The organism is Collinsella sp. TF07-1 (genome assembly GCF_003437235.1).
GTDB lineage: Bacteria > Actinomycetota > Coriobacteriia > Coriobacteriales > Coriobacteriaceae > Collinsella.
On the sequence record NZ_QSRV01000020.1, the window covers coordinates 18,400 to 41,596 of the forward strand.

The following is a 23,197-nucleotide window of genomic DNA, read 5'->3' on the forward strand; positions in this document are numbered from 1 at the left end:
TGAACCCAACCTTTCGAAATCGCAACGGAGGTGCGCCCGGCAAGGGAACCGGGCGCACGGGAGGGAAAGCGAGACTACTCGCCGAGCTTGGGATGCAGCAGCGACGGCGCAGCGCCGAGCAGCATCTTGGTGTAGGGGTCCTGGGGGTGCTGGAAGACCTGCTTGGCCTCGCCCTGTTCGACGATCTTGCCGCCATTCATAACGATGATGTCGTCAGAGATATAGCGGACCGTCTGGATGTCATGGCTGATGAACACCATGGCCAGGCCGAGCTCCTTCTTAAGGTCGGTCAGCAGGTTCAGAATCTGCGCGCGGACCGAAACGTCCAGAGCCGAGGTGGGCTCGTCGGCGATGATGGCATCGGGGTTCAGCGACAGGGCACGGGCAATTGCGACGCGCTGGCGCTGGCCGCCCGAAAGCTGGCCGGGAAGAACCTCGGCGGCGGAGCTGGGCAGACCGGTGAGCTCCAAGAGCTCCTTGACGCGCTTCTCCTGCTCGGCCTCGGTACCCAGGTTGTGGACGCGCATGGGGTCGAGCAGTTGCTCGCGAACGACCATGCGGGGGTTGAGCGCCGTGGCCGGGTTCTGGAACACGACCGAGATGACGCGACCCATGTGGCGGCGGTCCTCGGCGGTACGTTTGGTAACGTCCTTGCCCTTAAAGTAAACCTTGCCGCTCGTGGGGGCCTGCAGGCCGCACATGACGTTGGCGGTGGTGGACTTACCGCAACCGGACTCGCCGACGATGCCGATCGTCTGACCGGGCATGAGCTTAATCGTTACACCCTGGACGGCGTGAACCAGGTTAGGGTGCAGAATCGAGCCGGTACGGGTCCTAAAGGTGACGTGGACGTCATCAAGGAAGATGATCGGCTCGACGCCGTTGACTGCGGTCTCGCTCATCTACATCACCTCCGCGTGAGGGGTCAAACCATTTGCCTTGAGCACCTCGTCGGGGAGCTCGGAATAGAAGTGCTCGGTGCCGGGCACGCGCTTGAAGACCGGACGGGTGTCCAGGCCAATACGCGGATGGCTCGAGCGGGGCGCGAAGCGATCGCCCTTGGGGAAATCGCGCGGGCTCGGAACGGCGCCGGGCACCTGGTGCAGGCGGCCCGAACCGCTCTCGATGGACAGAACGGAACCCAGAAGACCGCGGGTGTACTCGTGAATCGGGTTGGTGAGCAGCTCCTTGGTGGGCGCCTGCTCGATAACCTGACCGGCGTACATAACCGTGATGTTATGGGCGACCTCGGCGACCAGCGCCAGGTCATGCGAGACGAAGATCATGGCAAAGCCGAGCTTGGCCTGAAGGTCGTTGAGCAGCTTGATGACCTGCTTCTGGACGGTAACGTCCAGAGCGGTCGTGGGCTCGTCGCAGATGACCAGCTTGGGGTCGCGGGTAAGGGCCATAGCGATCAGAACGCGCTGGCGCTGACCACCGGAAAGCTCGTGCGGATAGCTCTCGAGCGTACGCTTGGGGTCGAGGCCCACGAGCTCCAGGAGCTCCTCGGCGCTACGGGTGCCGCCACGCTTGGTGAGCTGCTTCATCTGGGCGGAAATAAGCATGGAGGGGTTGAGCGAGGACAGGGCGTCCTGATAGACCATGGCGATATCGGTACCGCGCAGGCCGAACCACTCCTTCTTGCTCATCTTGAGCAGGTCGCGGCCCTCCCAGAGAACCTCGCCGGAAAGATGCTCGTCATCGTCGGTCAGGCCCATGATGGCCAGCGTGGTGATGGACTTACCGCAGCCGGACTCACCGACCAGGCCCATGGTCTGGCCAGGACGGACATCAAAGTTGACGTGGTCGACAACGTTGATGTCACCGTGGTGCTCAAACTGGATGCAGAAATCGCGGACCGAAAGGATCGGTTCGACAGACTCGTCGGGCACATGGCGATCGTCACGCTTGAGCTCGACATCGCGCAGGGCTCCAAGGCGAGCGGAGAGGGACTGGGCCTGCTCCTTGTAGGCGCGAACGGGGTCGGAGACCAGCAGGTCGGCCTCGCGGCGCTTGGAGGAATCGGTCGGATCCAGGGCGGCGGAGGGAGCAGCGGCCATGGCGTCGGTAATGCCCTCGGAGAGGATGTTGAGCGCCAGGCAGGTGATCATGATGGCCAGGCCCGGGAACAGCGCCTGCCACCAACGGCCGGCGAGCACGCCGCCGCGGGCGTCGGCGAGGATGTTGCCCCAGGTAGCGGTGGGCTCCTGGATACCAGCGCCGATGAAGGTCAGCGAGGCCTCGAAGATGATGGCGTCGGCGACCAGGGTAACGGTGAAGACCATGATCGGGGCGATGCAGTTACGCAGAACATGCTTGATCAAAATCCACGGAGCCTTGGCGCCGGAAACGATGACCGCGCGGACATAGTCCTCGCCGTACTCGGACACGATGTTGGCGCGCACGATACGGGCAATCTGCGGAGTGTACATAAAGCCGATGGCGAAGATGATCGACGGCACGGAGTTGCCCAGGATGGAGACGAAGACGGCCGCGAGGGCGATGCCCGGGATGGACATGATGATGTCCAGGATACGCATGATCGTCTCGGAAACGGCCTTGCGCGAAACCGCCGCAAGGGCGCCCACGACCGAGCCGCAGACCAGAGCCATGGCAGTGGCGCCAAAGCCGATAATCAGCGAGTAACGACCACCGTAGAGCATGCGCGACAGAATGTCGCGACCCTTATCGTCGGTACCGAAGATAAATCCGTTGCCGGGAGCCTGGCGAGCCGTAAAAATCTCGACCGGGCTATAGGGGGCAAGAAGGGGCGCCAGAATCGCAGTCAGGGCGACCAGCACCAACACGACGGCGGCAATCTTAGAAGACAGCGTCATCTTCTTCCAGCCACCGAGCTTGAGCCCCTTGGAGGCAGCCTTCTCGAGCTGCTCGGTTTGCTTCTCTCGAATCTTTACCATAATCTACACCGTCCTGATGCGCGGGTTGATGAGCAGGTAGAGCATGTCAACCACGATGTTGATGATGATGAAGGCAAGAGCAACGACGATAACGACGCCCTGAACCAGGTTCGCCTCGTTGCCCTGAACGCCCTGCAGAATCGCGGTGCCCATGCCGGGGAGGTTGAAGATAACCTCGATGACGACGGCGCCGCCCATGAGGTAACCGATCTTAAGACCGAGGGTGGTGACCGGGGTGATCAGCGCATTGCGAAGAACGTTGATGCCGACGACGACCTTCTCGGGAACGCCGGCGCCGCGAGCCATACGGACATAATCCTTATCGAGCTCCTCGACCATGGCGGTACGCACGATACGAGTCATCTGGCCCGTCAGCGGAAATGCCAAGGCGATAGCGGGCATGATCATACGTCCCAGATAGCCAGCCGGATTCGTGGTGAAGTGAGGCAGAGCACCCGATGCCGGAAGCACCTTAAGGTAGGAAGAGAACAGCAGGATCAACAGAACGGCAAGCCAGAACGACGGGGTTGCCAAGCCGGCGATGGAAAAGACGCGGATCACTTGGTCCGGCCATTTGTCGCGATACAGTGCCGCGATGACGCCGAGTAAAAACGAAACGACCGCACCGATAGCAAGGCCGATGAAGGTCAGCTGCATCGTGACGGGCAGGGCCGTGGAGATGCGCTTGGCAACGGAGTTGCGAGCAGCACCATAGGTGCCCATGTCGCCATGGATCAAATCGCCCATATAGCGCACGTAGCGCACGGGCCAGGGGTCGTCCAGACCATACTTCTCATGGTACTCGGCAACCGCCTCGGGCGAGGCACCGTCACCCAACGCCGTGTAGGCGGGGTCGGTCTTGGAGAACGACATAAGGAAGAACACCAGGACGGTGACGCCCAATGCCATGATCGGCAGCGCCACAAGACGCCTTCCAATCAAACGTAGCAAGTTGTTCACGTTCTCTCCCCTTTCTTTTGTCGGTAGGACCAACTGGTATATGAGTACGGATACTCATTACAAGACCCGAGCGACATCGTTGCCGCCCGGGTCTTTGTTTCAACTATGAGGATACGGTCCCAACGACCGACATCCTGCATACAGACTCAAGCGAGTCTTACGCCTTGACGGTCGCAACGCCCCTGAAGGACATGCTCGTCGTACCGATGCCCTTGAAGCCATCGAGGGCCTCTCCGTTGGGCGCAGTGGACGGATCGTCCCAGGAAGCGGAGACGGTCTTGACGTGGACAACGGGGTACAGAACGGCATTGTCGGCAATGATGTCGAAACACTCGTTCCACTTCTTCTGCTGCTCGTCGCCCTCGGCGGCAAGAGCCTCGTCCATGAGACCGTGGAGCTTCTGCCACTCAGCGGACTCCTTCCACGGGCAACGGGTCTGCATCCAGACGTTGTCGCCGTACCACCAGTTGAGCAGCAGGTCGGGGTCGGCACCGAAGCAGGAAGGATCGCCAGGGGCAAGGAGGATATCGTAGGCCTCGCCGCCGTCGATGGCAGCGTAGGTGGCCGGCGAGGTATCGGTCTGGATGGTCACATCGAAGCCGAGGGCGTCGAGGTCGTTCTTGACCTGGGCGGCCATGCCCTTAATCTGCTCGTTGTCGGTGGTGCGCAGGGTGATGGCACCCGGGGTGATGCCAGACTCCTCGATGAGCTTCTTAGCCTTCTTGGCGTCGGTCTTGTACACCGTGGAAGCCTCATGATAGTTGGTGAAGCTCTTGGGCAGGTAGCAGCTGGCAGCGGTGGCAAGGCCGGCGAAGGTGTTGCTGACCATCTTCTCGGTGTCGAGCGCATACATGACAGCCTGACGGACCTTGACGTTGTTCCAAGGCTCCTTGGCGACGTTGAACATGATGAAGCGGGTGCCGAAACCCTGAACGTTATCGATCTTGCAGCCGGCGCTCTCGAGCTGGTCGACGGCGTCAGCGGTAACGAGCTCCATAACGAGCGTGGAGCCCTCCTGCTGAGCGGTAACGCGAGCGGTGGGGTCGGTCAGGATGCTGTACTGGATCTTCTTATCCTCGGCAGCATACTCACCGTTGTACTCGGGGTTGGGAACCAGGGTGATCTCGGTATCGGAGATAGAGTCGTACATCCAGGGGCCGGAGCCGATCGGCTGCTTGGCGCGATCCTCCTCGGTCTGGGTGGCCGGGGTAACGCGGACGATGGCCAGACGATCCTTGAGCAGGGAGAAGTTGGGGACCTTGGTCTTGACCGTCACGGTGCTGGCGTCCTTGGCCTCGATGGACTCGAAGGGCTGGAAGAACGGAGCATAGGTAGCGGAAGCGGCGCAAGCGGTGTAGGAGGCAACGACATCGTCAGCGGTGACCTCGGTGCCATCGGAAAACTTGGCGCCCTTGCGGATGGTGACCTCGAAAGTGGTGTCGTCCACAGACTTGGGATCGTCGGTGGCGAGCTCGTTGAAGGTGCTGTAGTCGTGGTAATCGATGCCGTAGAGGCCCTCGACGACGTGCCAGTTAGCACCCAGGCCCACAGCGGAGCCGGTGCTGGCGGGATCGAAGCTGGACGGAGCGTAAGCGGAACCAGCGGTGATCACGCCGCCGCCACGGTTGGCGGAATCGGTGGAACCGGAAGCGGAACCCTCGTCGTTGGAGCTGCCACCGCAGCCGGTGAGACCAAGCCCTGCGACAGCAGCGACGCTGCCGGTGAGGCCGAGGAACGAACGCCTGGACATACCCTTGTTGATGATGGCCATGTCTTCTCCTATCAATAGAGAATCTTACCCGGGAGCACCTAGACGTGCCCCCGCGCAACTTGCGGACGATATATACCTTACCTACCGACGAACCCAACTGAGGTGCCGCGCTCGGCGACCGATACATACATACGCTTGAACGGTATTTACTACCGTTCACCGAATTCATTGACAAACGATTCGCCAGACAGTATGTATCGACGAGGTGAGATATCAGTCTTCGTCAACCCGCAGGATAGCAGGGTTGTTCACCATGGCTAGTCAAACGTTTTAGCGTTAATTAAACCCGGAATCGGCTGGTAATCGCCGTGAAATAAATGATTGAAAATCACGCAATCATGTATATCAGTTGTTTAGAGGCGTGTTTAGTTTTCGGATTGCTTTGCCGCCGCCTCGGCGCGCTCGGCATTCCATGCAACGAGCGCCTCGTGAACCGCTTTGGCGACATCGGCAGGAATGCCTCGAACTTCCGCGATCTCTTGCTCGCTCGCCGCGCGCAAACGCTTCATCGAGCCAAAATGGCGCATAAGGGCACGTTTTCTGGTGGGTCCCACGCCTGGAACGTCATCGAGTACCGAAACCGTCATGGCTTTATCGCGCAATTCGCGATGGAACGTGATGGCAAAACGGTGCGATTCATCGCGCACCTGTTTAATTAGATAGAGCGACGCGGACCCGGTCGGCAGCACGACTGGAGTCTCGTCCCAAGGCACGAAAACCTCCTCATCGGCCTTTGCCAAGCCACAAACTGGTATATCGAGCCCAAGAGCCTCAAGTTGCTTGATCGCAGCGGTCAATTGCGGCTTACCGCCATCGACAACGAGCAAATCGGGGCGCGAGCCAAAGCGCTCGTCGGCCATACGCTCGGGAGCATAACGTCGTCCCAAAACCTCGGACATCGACACGAAGTCGTTTGCCTCGTCCAATTCGGCCTGAATTTTAAAACGACGATACTGACTCTTGTCGGCGCGCCCGTTGGTAAACACCACCATCGAGGCGACCGTGAAGGTGCCATGCAGTGTAGAGATATCGAAGCACTCGATACGCAACGGCGGCGATGGCAGCGCCAACGCACTTTCGAGCTCCAGGAGCGCTTGATTGGTGCGGTCGTCAGCGTACCCCGTTCGCATCATGTAGCGCATGAGAGCATGGCGCGCATTTTTGGATGCCATATCGAGCAGACGGTGCTTTTCGCCACGCTGCGGCCTATGGAGATGGCAGGAACGCTCACGCTTGCCCGCAAGCCACTCCCCCAGCGCCTCCGCATCCTCAAGCTCGACGGAAAGGTTGACCTCAGCTGGAATATCAGCCGTCTCGTCGTAATAGCGCTTAAGAAAGCCCGACTGGAGCTCTTCCTCGTCAACATCAAGACCCTTGTCGAGAATGAACTCGCAGGTGCGAACTGTTCGGCCCTCGCGAACGACGAAGACGCAAGCGGCGGAGATGGTCTCCTCGCGATAGAAACCGATGACATCTATATCGACACTGGAGGGAAAAACGACTTGCTGACGATCGTCCAGACCCCTGATGACCTCCAAACGACGTTTGACGCGTGCCGCGCGCTCAAAGTCGAGCGCCTCAGCGGCATCCGTCATCTCGGAGGTCAGCTCATCGACGACATCCTTGCGATGGCCCGACAAAAAGCGCTCGACACGCTTGACGTTCTTGGCATAGTCTGCCGGGGAAATCGCGCCGACACACGCACCCGGGCCGCGCCCGACATGGTAGTCAAAGCAGGGGCGCCCGTTTTGCGCGCAAATCATATTGACGATGTCTTCCTCGCCCTTGTGGGACTCGACGATACGGCGACAACGACGCCACTCCGCACAGGATGCGGAGCAGATGGGGATAACCTTGCGCAGCGTATCTATCGTCTCACGTGCCGCGCGGCTATCGGTATAAGGTCCAAAATAGCGCGTTCCCGGCTTATGACGCTCACGCGTGTATTTGATAGCGGGATACAGGTCGCCCTTTGTAATGGCGATAAAGGGGTAGCTCTTGTCATCCTTGAGGTCGACGTTAAAGTACGGATGGTACTGACCAATCAAATTGCGCTCGAGCACCAACGCCTCGTGCTCGGTCTCCACCACGATATAGTCAAAGCTCGCCACCAGCTGCATCATAAGCGGGATCTTCTGGCGCTCGTCCTGCAGCGTCACGTACTGACGCATACGAGCGCGCAGGTTTTTCGCCTTGCCCACGTAGATGACATCGCCCTTGGCGTCTTTCCAAAGGTAGCAGCCGGGCTGCGTGGGAACGCGCGAAACCTGCTCGGCAAGCGTTGGAATGTTGTCGTGACCGGCCACGCGCACCTACTTGCGACGAAGCAGCGCCGAGACCTCGGGCATCTTAAGGATGACGGCAAGGCCAAAGGTAACAGCAAGCGAGACGACACCCGCAACGCAAACGTAGCCAAGAGTAATCAGAATCGAGCCGCCAAGTGCCCCGACAAAGCGTTCAAGCGCCCACATGACGCCGGCGCCTGCGGCAGCACCCAGGCCACCGAGCAAAAGGCCAAAGAAACCGCCATGCAGGATGGATTTAACCTGAAGACCACGCAGGCGGCGACGCAGCCACCACAGCGAACAGCCGACCAAGATCACGTAGTCGACGACATACGAAAGCGCGATTGCCGGCATACCGAAGCCCAGCACAACGCCAAACAGCAGAACCGAGCCGGCCTGGCCGATGGCGGAATACAGGCAATAGCGGCTATAGGGCTTCATGTCGAGCAAGGCAGAGAAGCTCTTCTGCATCAGCACGACCACGCCGTAGAGCGGCAGCGAGAACGCCAGGTAGACAAGGAACTCGGACACCAGCGCCACACCGGACTCATCGAACTTGCCAGCGCAGTAGATCATGTTGAGCGGACGCGCGAAGACAATCAGGTACAGCGCGAACGGAACCAGGAAGAACAGCATCTGGGCGACGCCACGCGAAATGCCCGTGCGAACGCTGTCGTAATCCTTCTCCTGTGCGTCGTGAGAGAGCTCGGTATAGAGCGCCGTCGAAAGCGAGGCGGCAATCAGCGCGTAGGGCAGCGTGTACCACAGGCGCGCATAGGCGATGACGGAAGGACCAGTCTCGGGCTGGACCACCAGCGCAGCAGCGTTGGTGATAGAAGTCGAGACAAACATGCACACCGTGGCGAGCAGCGTCGGGATACCGAGCGCAATCGTCTGGCGCAGTGCGGGGTCCTTAAAGTCGATATGGATATGGGGATGCACGCCGTGCTTGCCAAGCGCGGGGATCTGACATGCCATCTGAACAAAGACACCGAGGGTCGTACCGGCCGCAATCAAGATGATGCCGGCACGTTCGCCAAACTGTGCGGACACGGGCGCAAAGCCCATAAAGCTCGCAATGACGATCACATTGTTGAGGACCGGGGCAAACGTCGACCAGAAGTAGTCGCGGTGTGCGTTGAGGACGCCCGAAAACACCGAGCCCAAACCATAAAACAGAATCTGGATGGCAAAGAAACGGAACATGAACGCAGCGGTATCCATGCTGCCGCCGTCACCCGAAAGGAACGATTGCGTCCAGATAAAGCCCGGGGCGAACACGGTCCCCAGCAACGAAATGCCACCCAGCACCAATAGCAGAATACCGAGCAGGTTGCCCACGTACTCGTTAGAGGCCTCGCGACCCTGCTCACGCCTCACGCCCATGTACACGGGCAAAAACGCCGTCACGAGCATGCCGCCCATCACGAGTTCGTAGAGCATATTGGGCAGGTTGTTGGCGACCTGATAGGAAGACGAGAGCAGCGACATGCCGATAGCGGCCGCCATTGCCCACGTGCGGATAAAACCGGTGACGCGAGACACGATGGTCAGGATGGTCATAAGCCCGGCGGAACGACCAACCGTGGAGTAGTCCGACGAGCCCATGTCGTCAGTGTCGTCTCGCGACGAAGAAGCTTCGGATGAGGGTGTCTGAGGCGCAGATTCTTTTGCAAAATGAGCTCCGCACTTCAATTCTTCCTGCGGCATCGCTCAGTCCTCTCTCGTAATCGGGGCGACCGTCGCCCCGCAAAATGCAATTAAATCATCAGGTGCAAGCTCAAGCTGATAACCACGCTTGCCTCCCGAAATAAAAATGGTATCCCAAAGGACACATGTCTCATCAATGAGCGTCCGGCAGCGTTTTTTCATACCGACCGGACTGCAGCCGCCGCGAACGTAGCCAGTCGCCGCAAGCAAATCCTTCACATGCACCATGGCCAAGGACTTCTCCCCCGCGGCACGCGCGGCGGACTTTAGATCGAGCTCGTCGGCAACAGGGATGCAGCACACGACGTGGTCGTTGGACGGCGTCACGCAGACCAAGGTCTTAAATCCTTGTCCGGGCTCCTCGCCAAGCTGCTCCGAAATCGCGACCCCCAGGCCCGCCGACTCATCACCATCGTCTTCGTACGTATGTAGAACATAGGAAATGCCGGCGCTTTCCAGCTCGCGCATCGCATTGGTTTTTGGCGTCTTTACAGCCTTTGCCATGGCATATCCTTTCCCTCGCATTCGGACGCAAGGATTAAGTATATGTCCAATTCGGCTGCATACGTCACTTCGACACAGCAAGCGCCATCGAATCACAAGGAGTCGATGGCGCCCATAAACTGAATCGCCTATTTATTGAGCATCAAGTTGAGCCTGACGCGCCCGGTCACGCCTGAGCAACGGCGCCAAAAACTTGCCCGTATAACTCTGCGGACAGTCCGCAACCTGCTCCGGTGTGCCCGAAACCACGACGGTTCCGCCGCCGTTACCGCCCTCGGGGCCCATATCGATCAGGCGGTCGGCAACCTTGATGACATCAAGGTTGTGTTCAATCACCAGCACCGTGTTGCCCGCATCGACCAAGCGCTGCAGCACATCGAGCAGCTGGCGGACGTCCTCAAAATGAAGGCCGGTCGTCGGCTCATCCAAAATATAGAACGTCTTGCCCGTCTGGCGTCGATGAAGCTCCTTGGCGAGCTTCACACGCTGCGCCTCGCCGCCCGAGAGCGTCGTAGCGGGCTGGCCCAGGCTCACGTAGCCCAAGCCTACATCGTACAGCGTCTGGAGCTTGCGCTTAATCTGCGGGATATTCCCAAAGAAGGCCAGTGCCTCGGTGACGCTCATGTCGAGCACGTCCGAGATGGTCTTACCACGGTAGGTGACCTCAAGCGTCTCGCGGTTATAGCGTTTGCCGCCGCAGACCTCACAGGGGACATAGATATCGGGAAGGAAGTGCATCTCGATCTTAATTTGTCCGTCGCCCTTGCATGCTTCGCAGCGACCGCCGCTCACGTTAAAGGAGAAACGTCCCGGCGAGTAGCCGCGCGCCTTCGACTCCGGCGTACTCGCAAACAGCGCGCGAAGATCATCCCACAGGCCAATGTACGTAGCAGGGTTGGAACGCGGCGTGCGGCCAATCGGCGACTGGTCGATATCGATAACCTTATCGATACACTCGATGCCCTCGATTTTCTTATACGGACCCACAGGGCGCGTCGAACGGTGAATGGCATTCGTAAGGGCAGGTGCGATAGTGTCGGTAACCAGGGAGCTCTTACCCGATCCCGACACGCCGGTAACGACCGTAAGCGTACCAAACTCGATCTTGGCGGTAACGTTTTTGAGGTTGTTGGCGCGGGCGCCCGTGATCTTAAGGCAGCCGCGACCGGGCTTGCGGCGCTCATCGGGAACCCGGATCATTCGTTTGCCGGTCAGATAAGCGCCCGTCATCGACTCGGGACACGCCATGATATCGGCAGGCGTTCCCGCCGCGACTACGTGTCCGCCGTTCACGCCCGCGCCGGGGCCCATGTCGATCACATAGTCGGCAGCACGAATCGTATCCTCATCATGCTCGACGACGATGACGGTATTGCCGATATCGCGTAGGCGCTCAAGCGTCTTGATCAGGCGCTCGTTATCGCGCTGATGGAGGCCAATCGATGGCTCGTCCAAAATGTACAGGACACCCATGAGGCCGGCGCCGATCTGCGTTGCCAGGCGAATGCGCTGGGCCTCGCCTCCGGAAAGCGTCGCCGAGGCACGATCGAGGGTCAGATAGTCGAGTCCGACATCGACCAGAAAACGCAGGCGCTCCAGGATTTCCTTGACGATGCGTCCGCCGATAAACTGTTGGCGCTCGGTGAGTTCCAGGCCCTCAAAAAACTCGAGCGACTCACGGCACGACAGACAACAAACCTCGTAAATGGACTTGCCGCCCACGGTGACGGCGAGCATCTCGGGGCGCAAACGAGCGCCGTGGCAGCTCGAGCACGGCTCCTCGCGGATGTACTTCTCCAAGCGCGCCTTGGTGTTCTCATTCGTCGTCTCGGTATAGCGCTCGTACAGGATATTGCGCACACCCGAGAACTTGGTGTCCCACTGGCTGCGGCGCCCATCGAGCTTTTGATAGTCGACCGAAATCTTCTGGTCGCCCATGCCGTCTAAAAACGCACGACACACCCGCGGAGGCAGATCCTCCCACGGCGTATCGACGCTCACCTTAAAGTGTTTGCAGACCGCAGCGAAAATCTGCGGATAGTAGTTAGAGTTGCCAAACAGGCTGCCAAAGACCCCGTCGGCGATCGACTTCGAGGGGTCTTCGATTAGGGCCTCGGCATCGACCGTCTTCTTAAAGCCCAGGCCATCGCACTCGGGGCACGCGCCATAGGGCGCGTTGAACGAGAAATCACGCGGCTGCAGGTCATCGATGGAGTGTCCATGCTCCGGGCACGCTAACGCCAGCGAATACTCCAGCAACTCGCCTTCGGTCCCCTCGGGAGCGTCGCGGTCGGGCAGCAAGTATACGTTCACATTGCCGTGCGCCAGCGCAGTCGCCTGTTCAACGGACTCGGCAATACGGCCCAGCGAGTTCTCGCGAATCACGATGCGGTCGACCACGACCTCGATATCGTGCTTGAATTTCTTATCCAAATCGATAGGGTCATCAAGCGAGCGAACCTCGCCGTCGACACGCACGCGGCTAAAGCCCTCGGCGCGAAGGTCCTCAAACAGCTTGGTGTACTCGCCTTTTCGCCCGCGCACCACCGGTGCCAGCACAAACGCGCGGCGGCCCTCCCCCGCCGCCAGGACCTTATCGGCGACCTGGTCGGTCGTCTGGCGCTCAATGACGCGGCCGCATTCGGGACAGTGCGGGGTGCCCACACGGGCGAACAGCAGACGCAGATAGTCATAAATCTCGGTTACGGTGCCAACCGTCGAGCGAGGGTTTTTAGATGTCGTCTTTTGGTCGATCGACACCGCCGGCGAAAGGCCGTCGATTGAATCCAAGTCGGGTTTGTCCATCTGGCCCAAGAACTGGCGCGCATAACTCGAAAGGCTCTCGACGTATCGACGCTGGCCCTCGGCATAGATAGTGTCGAATGCCAGCGAACTCTTGCCCGAGCCAGAAAGACCGGTAATGACCACGAGTTGGTCACGCGGAATGGAAACATCGATATCACGGAGGTTGTGCTCACGAGCGCCGCGAATAACGATAGAGGAATCAGACATGGAAGCTCCTTGCCTCCTATTGCATCGAATCATACTGCCGATGAGTTTAGCGCACTCGACGCGCACAGATGTTCGTAATACAAGATTCGCAGACCTTTAGCTTTGCGTATCGGGCGCTTTGTTTCTCGAAATGCCGTGGAAAGGTTACAGTAATCTAATACTGAACTTAATTTGCTGTACCAGAGGAACGTCCATGACCGAAGATATCCCCCTTGAAATCACTTCGAGCGACATGGCCAATCTGCCCATATTCATCGCCGTCCTTATCGTGGCCGCCGTCGTCGTGCGCGTGTATTTTTCAATCAAACGCAACGAAAAGCCACCCATTGCCCGCGTCTTTTGGTGCGCGACGCTCCTCATCCCGCTCGGCGTGGTAGCTGCATGGGTTACGAATCAATTGCTCGTAAATGAGGGCAGCTCCCTATGGGTCCTTTCTTATTCGGCGCTCGGTGCTGCCGCCGTCATGCTTCTTGTCGAGCCCTTGGTTTCGGGACTTATCGACCACACCGACCTTGCGACGGGAACGGTTGCCTGTATTTGCCGTGACATCCTTGTCATCGCCGCTGTTTCAGCGCTCTCGTTCGTTTCACTCGAAATTGCCTGCAACGAAACGTTCTATCGCATTCCCGCCAACTCATTCGGGTTTTCCGTCGGGCTGCTCGCGACGGTTCTGCTCTCCCTTTATTTGGTGGGACAGCGTCATGGAGGCGTCATGGCTCTCGTGCCCGTCGTCTGCTGCATCCTTGGCATTGCCGAGCACTTCGTCATAACGTTTAAAGGCGAAGCCATCCTGCCAAGCGATATCTTGGCCCTTGGCACCGCAATGGAAGTGAGCGAGGGATACGAGTTTACCTTTACCGCCGGAATCGTAACCTCTCTCGCCCTGCTGGAGATTTCCCTGGGGCTTCTTTCGCTCATCCGACCGCGAAAGCTCCGTACGCCCACCCATGTCTTCCCCGCTATCGCCACTAACCTCTGTGCTTTTCTGCTAGTGACCGTTGTGGGGCTCTCAGGCTTTTCCAACATCGACTTGGAGCAGGCGCTGGATTTTGGATTTGACCGTTGGCAGCCCATCACCACGTATGCGTCTCAGGGTTTTATCACTTCGTTCACCGAAATGGTCAACGAGTTGCCCATTGAGAAGCCCGAAGACTATACGCCCGATGAGGCGCAGAGCATCGAGCAGGAGCTCGCCGCCGCCTACGACAGCACATATGGCTCGAGCGAGCAGCGCGCGGCGGCCGTTGCCCAGTTCAATGAAATCAAGCCGACGATTGTTGCCGTCATGAATGAGAGTTTTAGCGACCTTTCGTGCTTTGAGCAGCTCCAGGCGGCCGGGTACACCGGCCCCGCATTCTACAACTCGCTTCCCGACACACTTGTTCGCGGCACCATGCTCGCTTCGGTCGCCGGTGGCGGAACGGCGAACTCCGAATTCGAATTTTTGACCGGAGCGACAACGGCCTTTGTCGGATTAGGCAAGATCCCCTATCAGCTGTATCAGATGAATGGCGTAAACAGCCTGGCAAAGGACCTTAAAGAGCTTGGGTATACCACTACCGCTATGCACCCGCAAAACCCCGTCAACTACCATCGAGATAAAATCTATCAGCAGCTGGGCTTTGGAGACTTTCTTTCAATCGGCGATTTCGAAGGTGCGCCCTATTACCATGCCGGCGTATGCGACTACGCCACCTACGACAAGATACTCGACCTGCTTAGAACCGACGAAGCGCCGCAGTTCATCTTTGACGTCACGATGCAAAATCACGGCGGCTACGACTATGGCACCGTTCCCGCCGAAGAGCTGACAAACTATTGGGTCGAGGGAGCCAGCGAAGGCGCCAACAGCGCGCTCAACACCTATCTCACCTGCATCAACGCATCCGACCGGGACCTCGAGTACTTTATCAACGAGCTCCGCAACATCGGCAGACCGGTTGTTCTTGTCTTTTTTGGCGACCATCAGCCGAGCGCCGCAACGACTCTCAACGACGAGCTGTACCCTCAGGAAGATACGGCAAGCCACGCTTTCCGTATCTATCAGTCGACATATCTCGTCTGGGCTAACTATGAGATCGCCGGCAATACCGAGCTCAACGTCTACGACACCGTCGGGGCAAACGAGATTGCAGCCATTACCCTTAATAAGATCGGCGCCCCGCTCACCAATTACCAAAAGGCCCTGCTTGCGACAAGGTCAGATGTGCCCACCATCAATGTCGCCGGCTATCTCGGTGCCGACGGGCTGCGCTACGACTTGGAATCGGAAGACAGCCCCTACGCCTCGACGATCGACAAGCTGCAGCGCATGCAATACCTCGAGTTCGCCAGCATAGTTCAGTAAGCCCGCCCATTCGCTTGGGCCCATCGTATTGCAAGCACGCTCGGCCCAAACGCATCGCAAATGACTCCCGCTCGCAAACGAGGGTACAATGACGCTCGTGTCACATCGCGGGGCCCCGGCCCCAGCATATACAAAGGAGTCATACATGGGTTGCGAACACGCACAGGCCGCCGGCGGACAAACGTCGCCGTCGCAATTTGAGGAGAACACGCTGTCCGAGGTCAAGCGCGTCATCGCCGTGCTTTCCGGCAAGGGCGGTGTCGGCAAGTCATTTGTCACCGGTGCCATCGCCACCGAGCTTGCCCGTCACGGCCACAAGGTCGGCGTCCTCGATGCCGACATCACCGGTCCCTCTATCCCCAAGATGTTCGGTATGAGTGGACGCCACGTCCATGCCCTTGGCAACCTTATGCTGCCCGAAATCTCCGAGCACGGCGTCAAGGTCATGAGCTCCAACCTGCTGCTCCAAAACGAGACCGACCCCGTCCTTTGGCGCGGTCCGGTCATCGCAGGCGCCATTAGGCAGTTCTGGAGCGAGACCTCGTGGGGCCCCATCGACTACCTGCTGGTCGACATGCCTCCGGGAACAGGCGACGTCGCGCTCACCGTCTTCCAGTCGCTGCCGGTCGACGGCATCGTCATCGTCACGAGCCCGCAGGATCTGGTCTCGATGATCGTCGCCAAGGCGGTCAACATGGCCGAGAAGATGAACGTCCCCATTCTGGGCATTGTCGAGAACATGAGCTATATTGAGTGCCCCGACTGCGGCAAGAAGATCGAGGTCTTTGGCAAGAGCAAGCTCCCCGAGGTCGCAGAGCGCTATAACCTCGACATCTTGGGCCAGCTTCCCATTAATCCGGCACTCGCCGAGGCCTGCGATAAGGGCGAGGTCGAGACCGCGCTGCCCGATGGCATGTTGCCCAAGGCAGTCTCTGCCGTCGAGGCTATTACCCCGCACGAGACCGACGAGGCCTAAGTGAACGCGAGCGCCCTCTATGACGTCTTGGTAATCGGCGGCGGGGCTTCAGGCCTCGCCGCCGCCATTACGGCCGCACGCGCTGGCAAAAGCGTCTGCATCGTTGAGCGCGATGTCGCCTGCGGCCTTAAGCTCCTTGCGACCGGTAACGGCCGCTGCAACCTCTCCAACGAATCGATCGATCCTCAGCGGTATAACCACCCAGCATTCGTCACATCCGTCATGGGCCCCCAGCCCGAACAAGAGCTTATGGGTTTCTTCTCCTCGCTGGGCATCATGACAACCTCCGAGGAAGGCCGGCTGTACCCGCGCTCCCTTCGCGCCGAATCGGTGCGCGACGCGCTTCTCAGCGTTTGCGACCGCCTAGGTATCACCTTAATCTGCGGAGCCAACGTTGCCTCGGCGCACAAAGCTTCCGAAGGCTGGGCACTCCAAATAGACCGTCCAGCGCGGGCACTCAAGGCAAAAAAGCACGACGACCGAAAATCGGAGCTCCGCTCGCTTCGGAAAGCGCTCGCCGATGTCCCTCGCAAGAACGAGGCCCTGCAGGCACATGCCGTAATTATCGCCACGGGCGGCAACCCCACCGGTATCGCCGATACGTTTAGCCTCCCCCTCACTTCACTGCGCCCCATCCTCTGCCCCGTATCGGCAACGGTCGTTGGCGATCGGGCGGCATTCAAGACGTTGGATGGCCTGCGCGTCCGTGCCCGCTTGACGCTCGCCCGCAATCATAATGAGCTCTGGCACGAAGACGGTGAAGTGCTGTTTCGAACCTTCGGTATCTCGGGTGTCGCTGTCTTCAACCTCTCTCGTCGTATCCAGCACGGCGATACGATCCTGCTCGACGTTTTCCCCGACCTCTCCAAAGACGAGCTGCTCGATACGCTCAACCGACGCGTTGAACTGCTCGGCCGCTTTTCACCCCGCGATCCCCGTTGGCTCGACGGCATGCTCGCCCCGCAACTCTCCCGCGTCGTCTGCACAGCGTTCGAGCAGTGCCATCCAGGCTCCAACGATGTCATCCACCTGGTCTCGATCCTCAAACACTTTAAGTTGCTCGTCGAGGGAACAGCCGAGGAGCGCTCAGCACAGGTCACGCGTGGTGGCATATCTGTCGAGAGCATCTCAACACCCAGCCTACGCGCGCGCAGCGTTGTCGACGCCCCGCTTTACGTCTGCGGTGAAGCGCTCGACATCGACGCCGATTGCGGAGGCTTTAACCTTGCGTGGGCCTGGATCTCGGGCATTCGCGCTGCAAGCAGCCTGTAGCCGCGCAGTCTATAATCAAAAACGCATTCGGGCCGTCTGGGATACCGGACGGCCTCTTTCTTGCCTCTAAGGAGACCTCGATGATTGAAATCACCCAAGTCAACGCGTCGCTCGATGAAGCCGGCGATGAAAATGCCTGTCTCATTGTTGGCAAGCGAGTCGCCAAGTGCGTCCTACGTTGCAAGGACTCCGAGATCAAGTCCATCGAGCTCCACCGCAAGTCAATCGACGCTCGCAAAAAACGAGACGTCCATTTTATCCTGAGCTTTCGTGTTGAGCTGACTAGTCCCCACCTCGAGCGAGAAGCGATCGACAGCGTTGCCGAGCGTGACCGCTCGCGCGTACGCGCGATAGAAGACGATGAGCCTTCATTCCCCTCCCCCGCCTCCGACGCACCTCAAGAACGCCCTGTCGTTGTCGGCGCCGGATGCGCCGGCCTTTTCGCTGCGCTTACGCTCGCCGAAGCAGGTCTGAAGCCCTTGCTCATCGAGCGCGGCGACCCGGCATTTCGCCGCTCGCAGGCGATCGACCTCTTTCTAAAGGAGCGCATCATCGACCCCGAGAGCAATATCCAGTTTGGCCTGGGCGGCGCGGGGACCTTCTCGGACGGCAAGCTCAATACGGGAACCAAAAATCCCGCCCATCGCCTTATCCTCGAAACCTTCGTCGAGGCGGGTGCGCCCCGCGATATTCTGTGGGATGCCAAGCCGCACATTGGCTCCGACATCCTTCCCACGGTCGTCACCGCTATATCCCAGCGCATCGAGCAGCTCGGAGGTGTCGTCCGTTATCGAACGAAGCTCGTCGACATTCGCATCGACGCGTCTGGCGCCATCACCGGTATTGATGTCCAATCGTCCCAAGACACCGCTTGCGAGCCAATCGAGACAAAGCACCTCATCCTCGCCTGCGGGCATTCTGCTCGCGATATTTTTGAGCTCCTTAAGGACCACAACGTGGTCCTCGCACAAAAGACCTTTGCCATGGGCGTTCGCATCGAGCATCCGCAGCGCGACATCGACCGAGCCCAATTCGGAGCCTCGGCGGGACATCCTGCCCTCGGAGCAGCCCCCTACAAGCTCGTCGCCCATCTTCCCAACGGCCGCAGCGTGTTCTCGTTTTGCATGTGTCCCGGCGGGCAGGTTGTCGCCGCCTCTTCCGAGCAGGGCCACTTGTGCGTCAACGGCGCCAGTCTCAATGCCCGCGACGGACGCAACGCAAATGCCGCCCTGCTCGTTAACGTCACGCCTGAGGACCTTCCCAACGATGACCCACTCGCCGGCATCGAGCTCCAGCGCGCCTGCGAGGCGGCCGCCTACCGCCTGGGCGGTTCCAACTGGAACGCACCGGCACAGCTCGTCGGAGATTTCCTCGCAGGACGCGCCAGCAAGGCGCCCGGAAAGGTAAAGCCCACCTATCCGCTCGGTGTGACCTGGACGGCAATTGACGAAGCCCTGCCGCAGCATATCGTCGAGTCGCTCCGCCTGGGACTTCCCCTACTTGGAAAAAAGCTACGAGGCTACGACCGCTCCGATGCTGTCCTTACCGGCGTGGAGACTCGCTCGAGCTCACCGGTCACCGTCACCCGAGACCGAACATGCCATGCCGTGTCGACCCCGGGCCTCTACCCTTGCGGTGAGGGAGCTGGATATGCCGGCGGCATCATGAGCGCCGCCACCGACGGCATCCGTTGTGCCGAAGCCCTGATCGCAGACCTCTAACGCACGAATTCCAGCGCGCAAAAGACGCATGCCCCGAGCTCCGCAGGGAACTCGGGGCATGTTCGCTATTTCTTAAACCGTGCACCCTGGCGTTTTCTGCCCGATGCGAACGTGGAACCCTTGCGAGCCTGCGAACGTAAGCGCTCGATCGTCTCGTCCTCAGACGCACCCTCGAGCATCGCCCGAATCTGAACGACGGCATCGCGCAGGCGCGCCGCCTCCTCAAAGTCCATGGCGGCAGAAGCGTTACGCATATCCTCTTCCATGGTTTCGACGATCCGCACGAGCTCGTCATGCGGCAGTTCTTCCAACTGCTCCGCAAGTGTCTGCTCGGGCGCCACCGTTTCCGGCACGCCACCCTCGCCCGACTCATCGGGCGTATAGAATGCGCCATGGCCAAGAGAGTCGCCCTTCGAGCGTCCCTTGGAACCCACGGTTTTTTCGGCCTCGGCAATAAAACTTGAGATGTCGTTGATGGCCTTGCGCACCGTCTTGGGCACAATGCCATGCTCTTCGTTATATGCCATTTGAATCTCGCGACGGCGCTGCGTCTCCTCGATGGCCTCTTTCATCGAATCGGTCACAACGTCAGCATACATGATGACTTCGCCATCGGCGTTACGGGCCGCGCGGCCAATCGTCTGAATCAGCGAACGGCGGTTGCGCAAGAAGCCTTCCTTATCGGCATCGAGAATTGCCACCAGTGAGACCTCGGGAAGATCCAAGCCCTCGCGAAGCAGGTTGATGCCAACGAGAACATCGATCTTGCCCTCGCGCAGCGTTCGCAGGATCTCGACACGGTCCATTGTCGCCGTATCAGAATGCATGTAATTGACCTTAATGCCCGCATCAAGCAGATGGTCGGTCAGGTCCTCGGCCATGCGCTTGGTCAACGTGGTCACCAGCACGCGCTCCTTGCGGGCAACGCGCTCGCGAATCTCGTCCTCAAGATCGTCAATCTGACCGCGAACCGGACGCACATCGATCTTGGGATCGAGCAGGCCGGTCGGACGAATAATCTGCTCAACATCGTTCTGGCTCACCCGCAGCTCGTAGTCGCCCGGCGTGGCCGAAACGTAGATGAACTGGGGGATCCTTGCCTCAAACTCATCGAAACGAAGCGGGCGGTTATCGAGTGCCGAAGGAAGGCGAAAACCGTGTTCCACCAGCGTCACCTTACGCGAGCGGTCACCTTCGTGCATGCCGCGAATCTGCGGCACCGTCACATGGCTCTCATCGATGATGCAGAGCATGTCCTTAGGGAAGTAATCGATCAGGGTAAACGGCGGCTCGCCCGGTTTTCGACCGTCCAGATGACGCGAGTAGTTCTCGATACCGTTACAAAAACCCATGGTCTCGAGCATCTCGAGATCATAGTCGGTGCGCTGCTGCAGACGCTGTGCCTCGAGCAACTTGTCGGTCGCCTTGAGCTCGGCCACACGCTTCTCGCACTCTTCACTGATTGATTTCAGAGCCGCCTTGACCTTCGGCTTCTCGGTCACGTAGTGCGATGCCGGCCATACGGGGATGGCCTCGTACTCACGAAGCATCTCACCGGTAACCTCATCGATCTCGGCAATAAGCTCAACCTCGTCGCCAAAGAACTCAAACCGCAACGGATGCTCGGCATAAGGCGGATACACGTCGACAACATCGCCGCGCACGCGGAACGTGCCGCGCGCTAGGTCATAGTCATTGCGATCATATTGAATGTCGATAAGTGCATGGATAAAGTCATCGCGCTCGAGCGGCACTTTCTTGTCGACATTCGGCGCCAGCCCCGCATAGTCCTCGGGAGAGCCGATACCGTAGATACAGGACACCGAAGCAACGACGATTACATCGCGTCGAGAGAGCAACGAGGCGGTCGCCTGATGTCGCAGCATCTCGACCTCTTCGTTAATCGAGGAGTCTTTCTCGATATATGTATCGCTTTGCGGCACATACGCCTCGGGCTGATAGTAGTCGTAGTACGAGACAAAGTAGACCACAGCGTTGTTGGGAAAGAACTCTTTGAGCTCGCTCGCAAGCTGAGCGGCGAGCGTTTTATTGGGAGCCATGACCAGCGTCGGCTTCCCCAGGGCCTCAATAGTCTTAGCCATCGTGAAGGTCTTGCCCGAACCAGTCACGCCCAGCAAAACCTGATAGCGATCTCCGTCCCTCACACCCTGCACAAGCGACTCAATGGCTTCAGGCTGAGAGCCTGCAGGGTCATAGGGAGACACGACCTTAAACGGCACGTCAGAGCCTTCAACGCCAAAGCGCTTAAGTTCACCACCAACGCGTTCTACTTCAAATTCCGCCATGGATACTCCTAACTCATACATCTGCAGTATACGCAGGCGGTAGGCTTAGTCCTATACGAACCAATCGGGATAGAGAGTCTTATAGCGAACCCAGGCATTATTGACACGAATCAGATACGCCTGCGTCTCGGGAAAGGTGATTGCATTATGAAGCGACGTACTCTGCTGCGCCCATCCGTCGACATTGCCCATGCCGGCGTTATAGGCGGCAATGGCACTGTCAGTCGACCCGTTAAAATACGTTAGAAGATATGAAAGATACGCGCAGCCAAACTCGATATTCGTAGCAGGATCGTTAAGGTTGTCGGCCGAATACCCCCCACCGTCGACAAGACCCTTGGCGATCATATCCTGGGCAGTCTCGGGCATCAGCTGCATCAATCCCTGAGCACCCTGATTCGACTCAGCCTCGGGATCCCAATTCGATTCCGACTTAATGACAGCGCACACCAGATACGGATCCAGATTATGCGAAATACTAGATTGCTTTACATACGCCTCGTAGTCAATGGGATACAGCGGCTTAAAGAAAGCCGCAGGAGCACACGAGTAAACGAATGAGATAAGGCCGAAGGCAAAAACGGCAGCCAGCGGTATAAGGCGATACCACGCAAAGAAACGTGTCTTAGGCATCGGCATCCTCCTTATTCGCAGTGTCTATAAACCCATGGCATGCAAGCCATGAGTCAAGCTGCTCAAAGAGCGAATTATCGCCTGCGGCATTATCAATCACCGTTGTAGCGAGATTGCACAGCGCAGACTCATCGGGCTGGCAAGCAGAACGGGCATCGAAATCAGATGGCTCCATGCCACGCTGAATAGCACGCTCGCGACGAACTGACAAAGGGGCGCTGATGACCAGAATTTCATCAGCCAAGCCAAATGCATCCTCAAAACCAGTCGGAGCAGAAACCTCGACAACCGCAAAGGGATAACGGGGAGATGAAACCGTACAACAAACCGGATCGAGAATCCTAAGCGAAAGCTGTTCAATGAGAACGGGGTGCACAAGGTCATTGAGCCGTGCGACCGAATCAGGAGAAGCGAAAGCTCGAGAAGCGAGGATGCTGCGGCGAATGCCGCCCTCCTCATCCAAAATATCCCAGCCAAATTCTTCCGCGAGGGCATTGACGATATCGGAGCCTGGCACATACAGCGATTTGGCAAGCTCGTCCAGATCGATAAGCATGGCGCCATGAGATTCGAGATAGCGGCAGGCAGTCGACTTACCCGAAGCAATATTGCCCAAGACAAAAACGGTAAACATCAAGTCCTCCCTAACGCCAATGGGAGTTATTATCGCGCAAATACAAAAGAAGGACTCAAAATACAGCCAAACAGTAAGACAAGCTAAAAGAAGGCGAGTTCTTGTATTACAGCTCTTTATAAAACGCAAAAAAGGGGGAGGCCGCGAG

The 23,197-nt window shown here is 58.7% G+C and carries 15 protein-coding genes; 4 read left to right on the forward strand and 11 right to left on the reverse strand.

Going from position 1 to position 23,197, the window contains the following annotated elements; translation table 11 throughout:
- Positions 1 to 74: 74 nt before the first annotated feature.
- From DXC67_RS07965 to uvrA, 8 genes are all read right to left on the reverse strand, one after another.
- A complete protein-coding gene (locus tag DXC67_RS07965; RefSeq protein ID WP_006236159.1) occupies positions 75 to 902 on the reverse strand; it encodes an ABC transporter ATP-binding protein in 828 nt (275 codons plus the stop codon).
- Positions 903 to 2,918, reverse strand: coding sequence for a dipeptide/oligopeptide/nickel ABC transporter permease/ATP-binding protein (locus tag DXC67_RS07970; RefSeq protein ID WP_035138893.1), 2,016 nt, complete (start codon positions 2,916 to 2,918; stop codon positions 903 to 905).
- Between the two features lie 3 nt (positions 2,919 to 2,921).
- A complete protein-coding gene (locus DXC67_RS07975; protein ID WP_055251823.1) occupies positions 2,922 to 3,878 on the reverse strand; it encodes an ABC transporter permease in 957 nt (318 codons plus the stop codon).
- A gap of 157 nt (positions 3,879 to 4,035) precedes the next feature.
- On the reverse strand, positions 4,036 to 5,649 hold the full coding sequence (locus DXC67_RS07980; RefSeq protein ID WP_117638004.1) for an ABC transporter substrate-binding protein: 1,614 nt from the start codon (positions 5,647 to 5,649) through the stop codon (positions 4,036 to 4,038).
- A gap of 365 nt (positions 5,650 to 6,014) precedes the next feature.
- Complete coding sequence (uvrC, locus tag DXC67_RS07985; RefSeq protein WP_324249369.1) at positions 6,015 to 7,955, reverse strand: excinuclease ABC subunit UvrC; 1,941 nt, start codon at positions 7,953 to 7,955, stop codon at positions 6,015 to 6,017.
- A gap of 6 nt (positions 7,956 to 7,961) precedes the next feature.
- A complete protein-coding gene (murJ, locus tag DXC67_RS07990) occupies positions 7,962 to 9,542 on the reverse strand; it encodes a murein biosynthesis integral membrane protein MurJ (RefSeq protein WP_117638006.1) in 1,581 nt (526 codons plus the stop codon).
- Positions 9,543 to 9,647: 105 nt separating this feature from the next.
- Positions 9,648 to 10,148 (reverse strand): Cys-tRNA(Pro) deacylase, encoded by a 501-nt coding sequence (gene ybaK, locus DXC67_RS07995; protein ID WP_117638007.1) that lies wholly within the window; start codon positions 10,146 to 10,148, stop codon positions 9,648 to 9,650.
- A gap of 132 nt (positions 10,149 to 10,280) precedes the next feature.
- Entirely contained in the window at positions 10,281 to 13,160 is a 2,880-nt protein-coding gene (uvrA, locus tag DXC67_RS08000) for an excinuclease ABC subunit UvrA (RefSeq protein WP_117638008.1), read from the reverse strand.
- A 193-nt stretch (positions 13,161 to 13,353) separates the two neighbouring features.
- Here uvrA and DXC67_RS08005 point away from each other — a divergent pair, with 193 nt between their 5' ends.
- The 4 genes from DXC67_RS08005 (at position 13,354) to DXC67_RS08020 (ending at position 19,476) form a co-directional block, all read left to right on the forward strand.
- A complete protein-coding gene (locus DXC67_RS08005; protein WP_158551321.1) occupies positions 13,354 to 15,507 on the forward strand; it encodes an LTA synthase family protein in 2,154 nt (717 codons plus the stop codon).
- 145 nt (positions 15,508 to 15,652) lie between these two features.
- Positions 15,653 to 16,483: an Mrp/NBP35 family ATP-binding protein gene (locus DXC67_RS08010; protein ID WP_022094864.1), complete on the forward strand. Its 831-nt coding sequence runs from the start codon at positions 15,653 to 15,655 to the stop codon at positions 16,481 to 16,483.
- A complete protein-coding gene (locus DXC67_RS08015; protein WP_117638010.1) occupies positions 16,484 to 17,755 on the forward strand; it encodes an NAD(P)/FAD-dependent oxidoreductase in 1,272 nt (423 codons plus the stop codon).
- A gap of 80 nt (positions 17,756 to 17,835) precedes the next feature.
- Entirely contained in the window at positions 17,836 to 19,476 is a 1,641-nt protein-coding gene (locus tag DXC67_RS08020) for an NAD(P)/FAD-dependent oxidoreductase (RefSeq protein ID WP_117638011.1), read from the forward strand.
- Positions 19,477 to 19,541: 65 nt separating this feature from the next.
- Here the strand turns inward: DXC67_RS08020 and uvrB are convergent, their stop codons facing one another.
- The 3 genes from uvrB to coaE form a co-directional block, all read right to left on the reverse strand.
- Positions 19,542 to 21,782 (reverse strand): excinuclease ABC subunit UvrB, encoded by a 2,241-nt coding sequence (gene uvrB / locus DXC67_RS08025; RefSeq protein ID WP_117638012.1) that lies wholly within the window; start codon positions 21,780 to 21,782, stop codon positions 19,542 to 19,544.
- Positions 21,783 to 21,833: 51 nt separating this feature from the next.
- Positions 21,834 to 22,415 (reverse strand): lytic transglycosylase domain-containing protein, encoded by a 582-nt coding sequence (locus DXC67_RS08030; protein ID WP_117638013.1) that lies wholly within the window; start codon positions 22,413 to 22,415, stop codon positions 21,834 to 21,836.
- Positions 22,408 to 23,197 (reverse strand): dephospho-CoA kinase (coaE, locus tag DXC67_RS08035; RefSeq protein ID WP_233503209.1); only part of this gene is annotated, 790 nt, incomplete at its 5' end. The genes DXC67_RS08030 and coaE, both read right to left, overlap by 8 nt.

Excerpts from the sequence above, each read along its gene's own strand:
- DXC67_RS07965 (WP_006236159.1), bottom strand. The coding sequence starts at position 902 with ATGAGCGAGACCGCAGTCAACGGCGTCGAGCCGATCATCTTCCTTGAT.
- DXC67_RS07970 (WP_035138893.1), bottom strand. The coding sequence starts at position 2,918 with ATGGTAAAGATTCGAGAGAAGCAAACCGAGCAGCTCGAGAAGGCTGCC.
- DXC67_RS07980 (WP_117638004.1), bottom strand. The coding sequence starts at position 5,649 with ATGGCCATCATCAACAAGGGTATGTCCAGGCGTTCGTTCCTCGGCCTC.
- murJ (WP_117638006.1), bottom strand. The coding sequence starts at position 9,542 with ATGGGCTCGTCGGACTACTCCACGGTTGGTCGTTCCGCCGGGCTTATG.
- ybaK (WP_117638007.1), bottom strand. The coding sequence starts at position 10,148 with ATGGCAAAGGCTGTAAAGACGCCAAAAACCAATGCGATGCGCGAGCTG.
- uvrA (WP_117638008.1), bottom strand. The coding sequence starts at position 13,160 with ATGTCTGATTCCTCTATCGTTATTCGCGGCGCTCGTGAGCACAACCTC.
- DXC67_RS08005 (WP_158551321.1), top strand. The coding sequence starts at position 13,354 with ATGACCGAAGATATCCCCCTTGAAATCACTTCGAGCGACATGGCCAAT.
- DXC67_RS08010 (WP_022094864.1), top strand. The coding sequence starts at position 15,653 with ATGGGTTGCGAACACGCACAGGCCGCCGGCGGACAAACGTCGCCGTCG.
- DXC67_RS08020 (WP_117638011.1), top strand. The coding sequence starts at position 17,836 with ATGATTGAAATCACCCAAGTCAACGCGTCGCTCGATGAAGCCGGCGAT.
- uvrB (WP_117638012.1), bottom strand. The coding sequence starts at position 21,782 with ATGGCGGAATTTGAAGTAGAACGCGTTGGTGGTGAACTTAAGCGCTTT.
- DXC67_RS08030 (WP_117638013.1), bottom strand. The coding sequence starts at position 22,415 with ATGCCTAAGACACGTTTCTTTGCGTGGTATCGCCTTATACCGCTGGCT.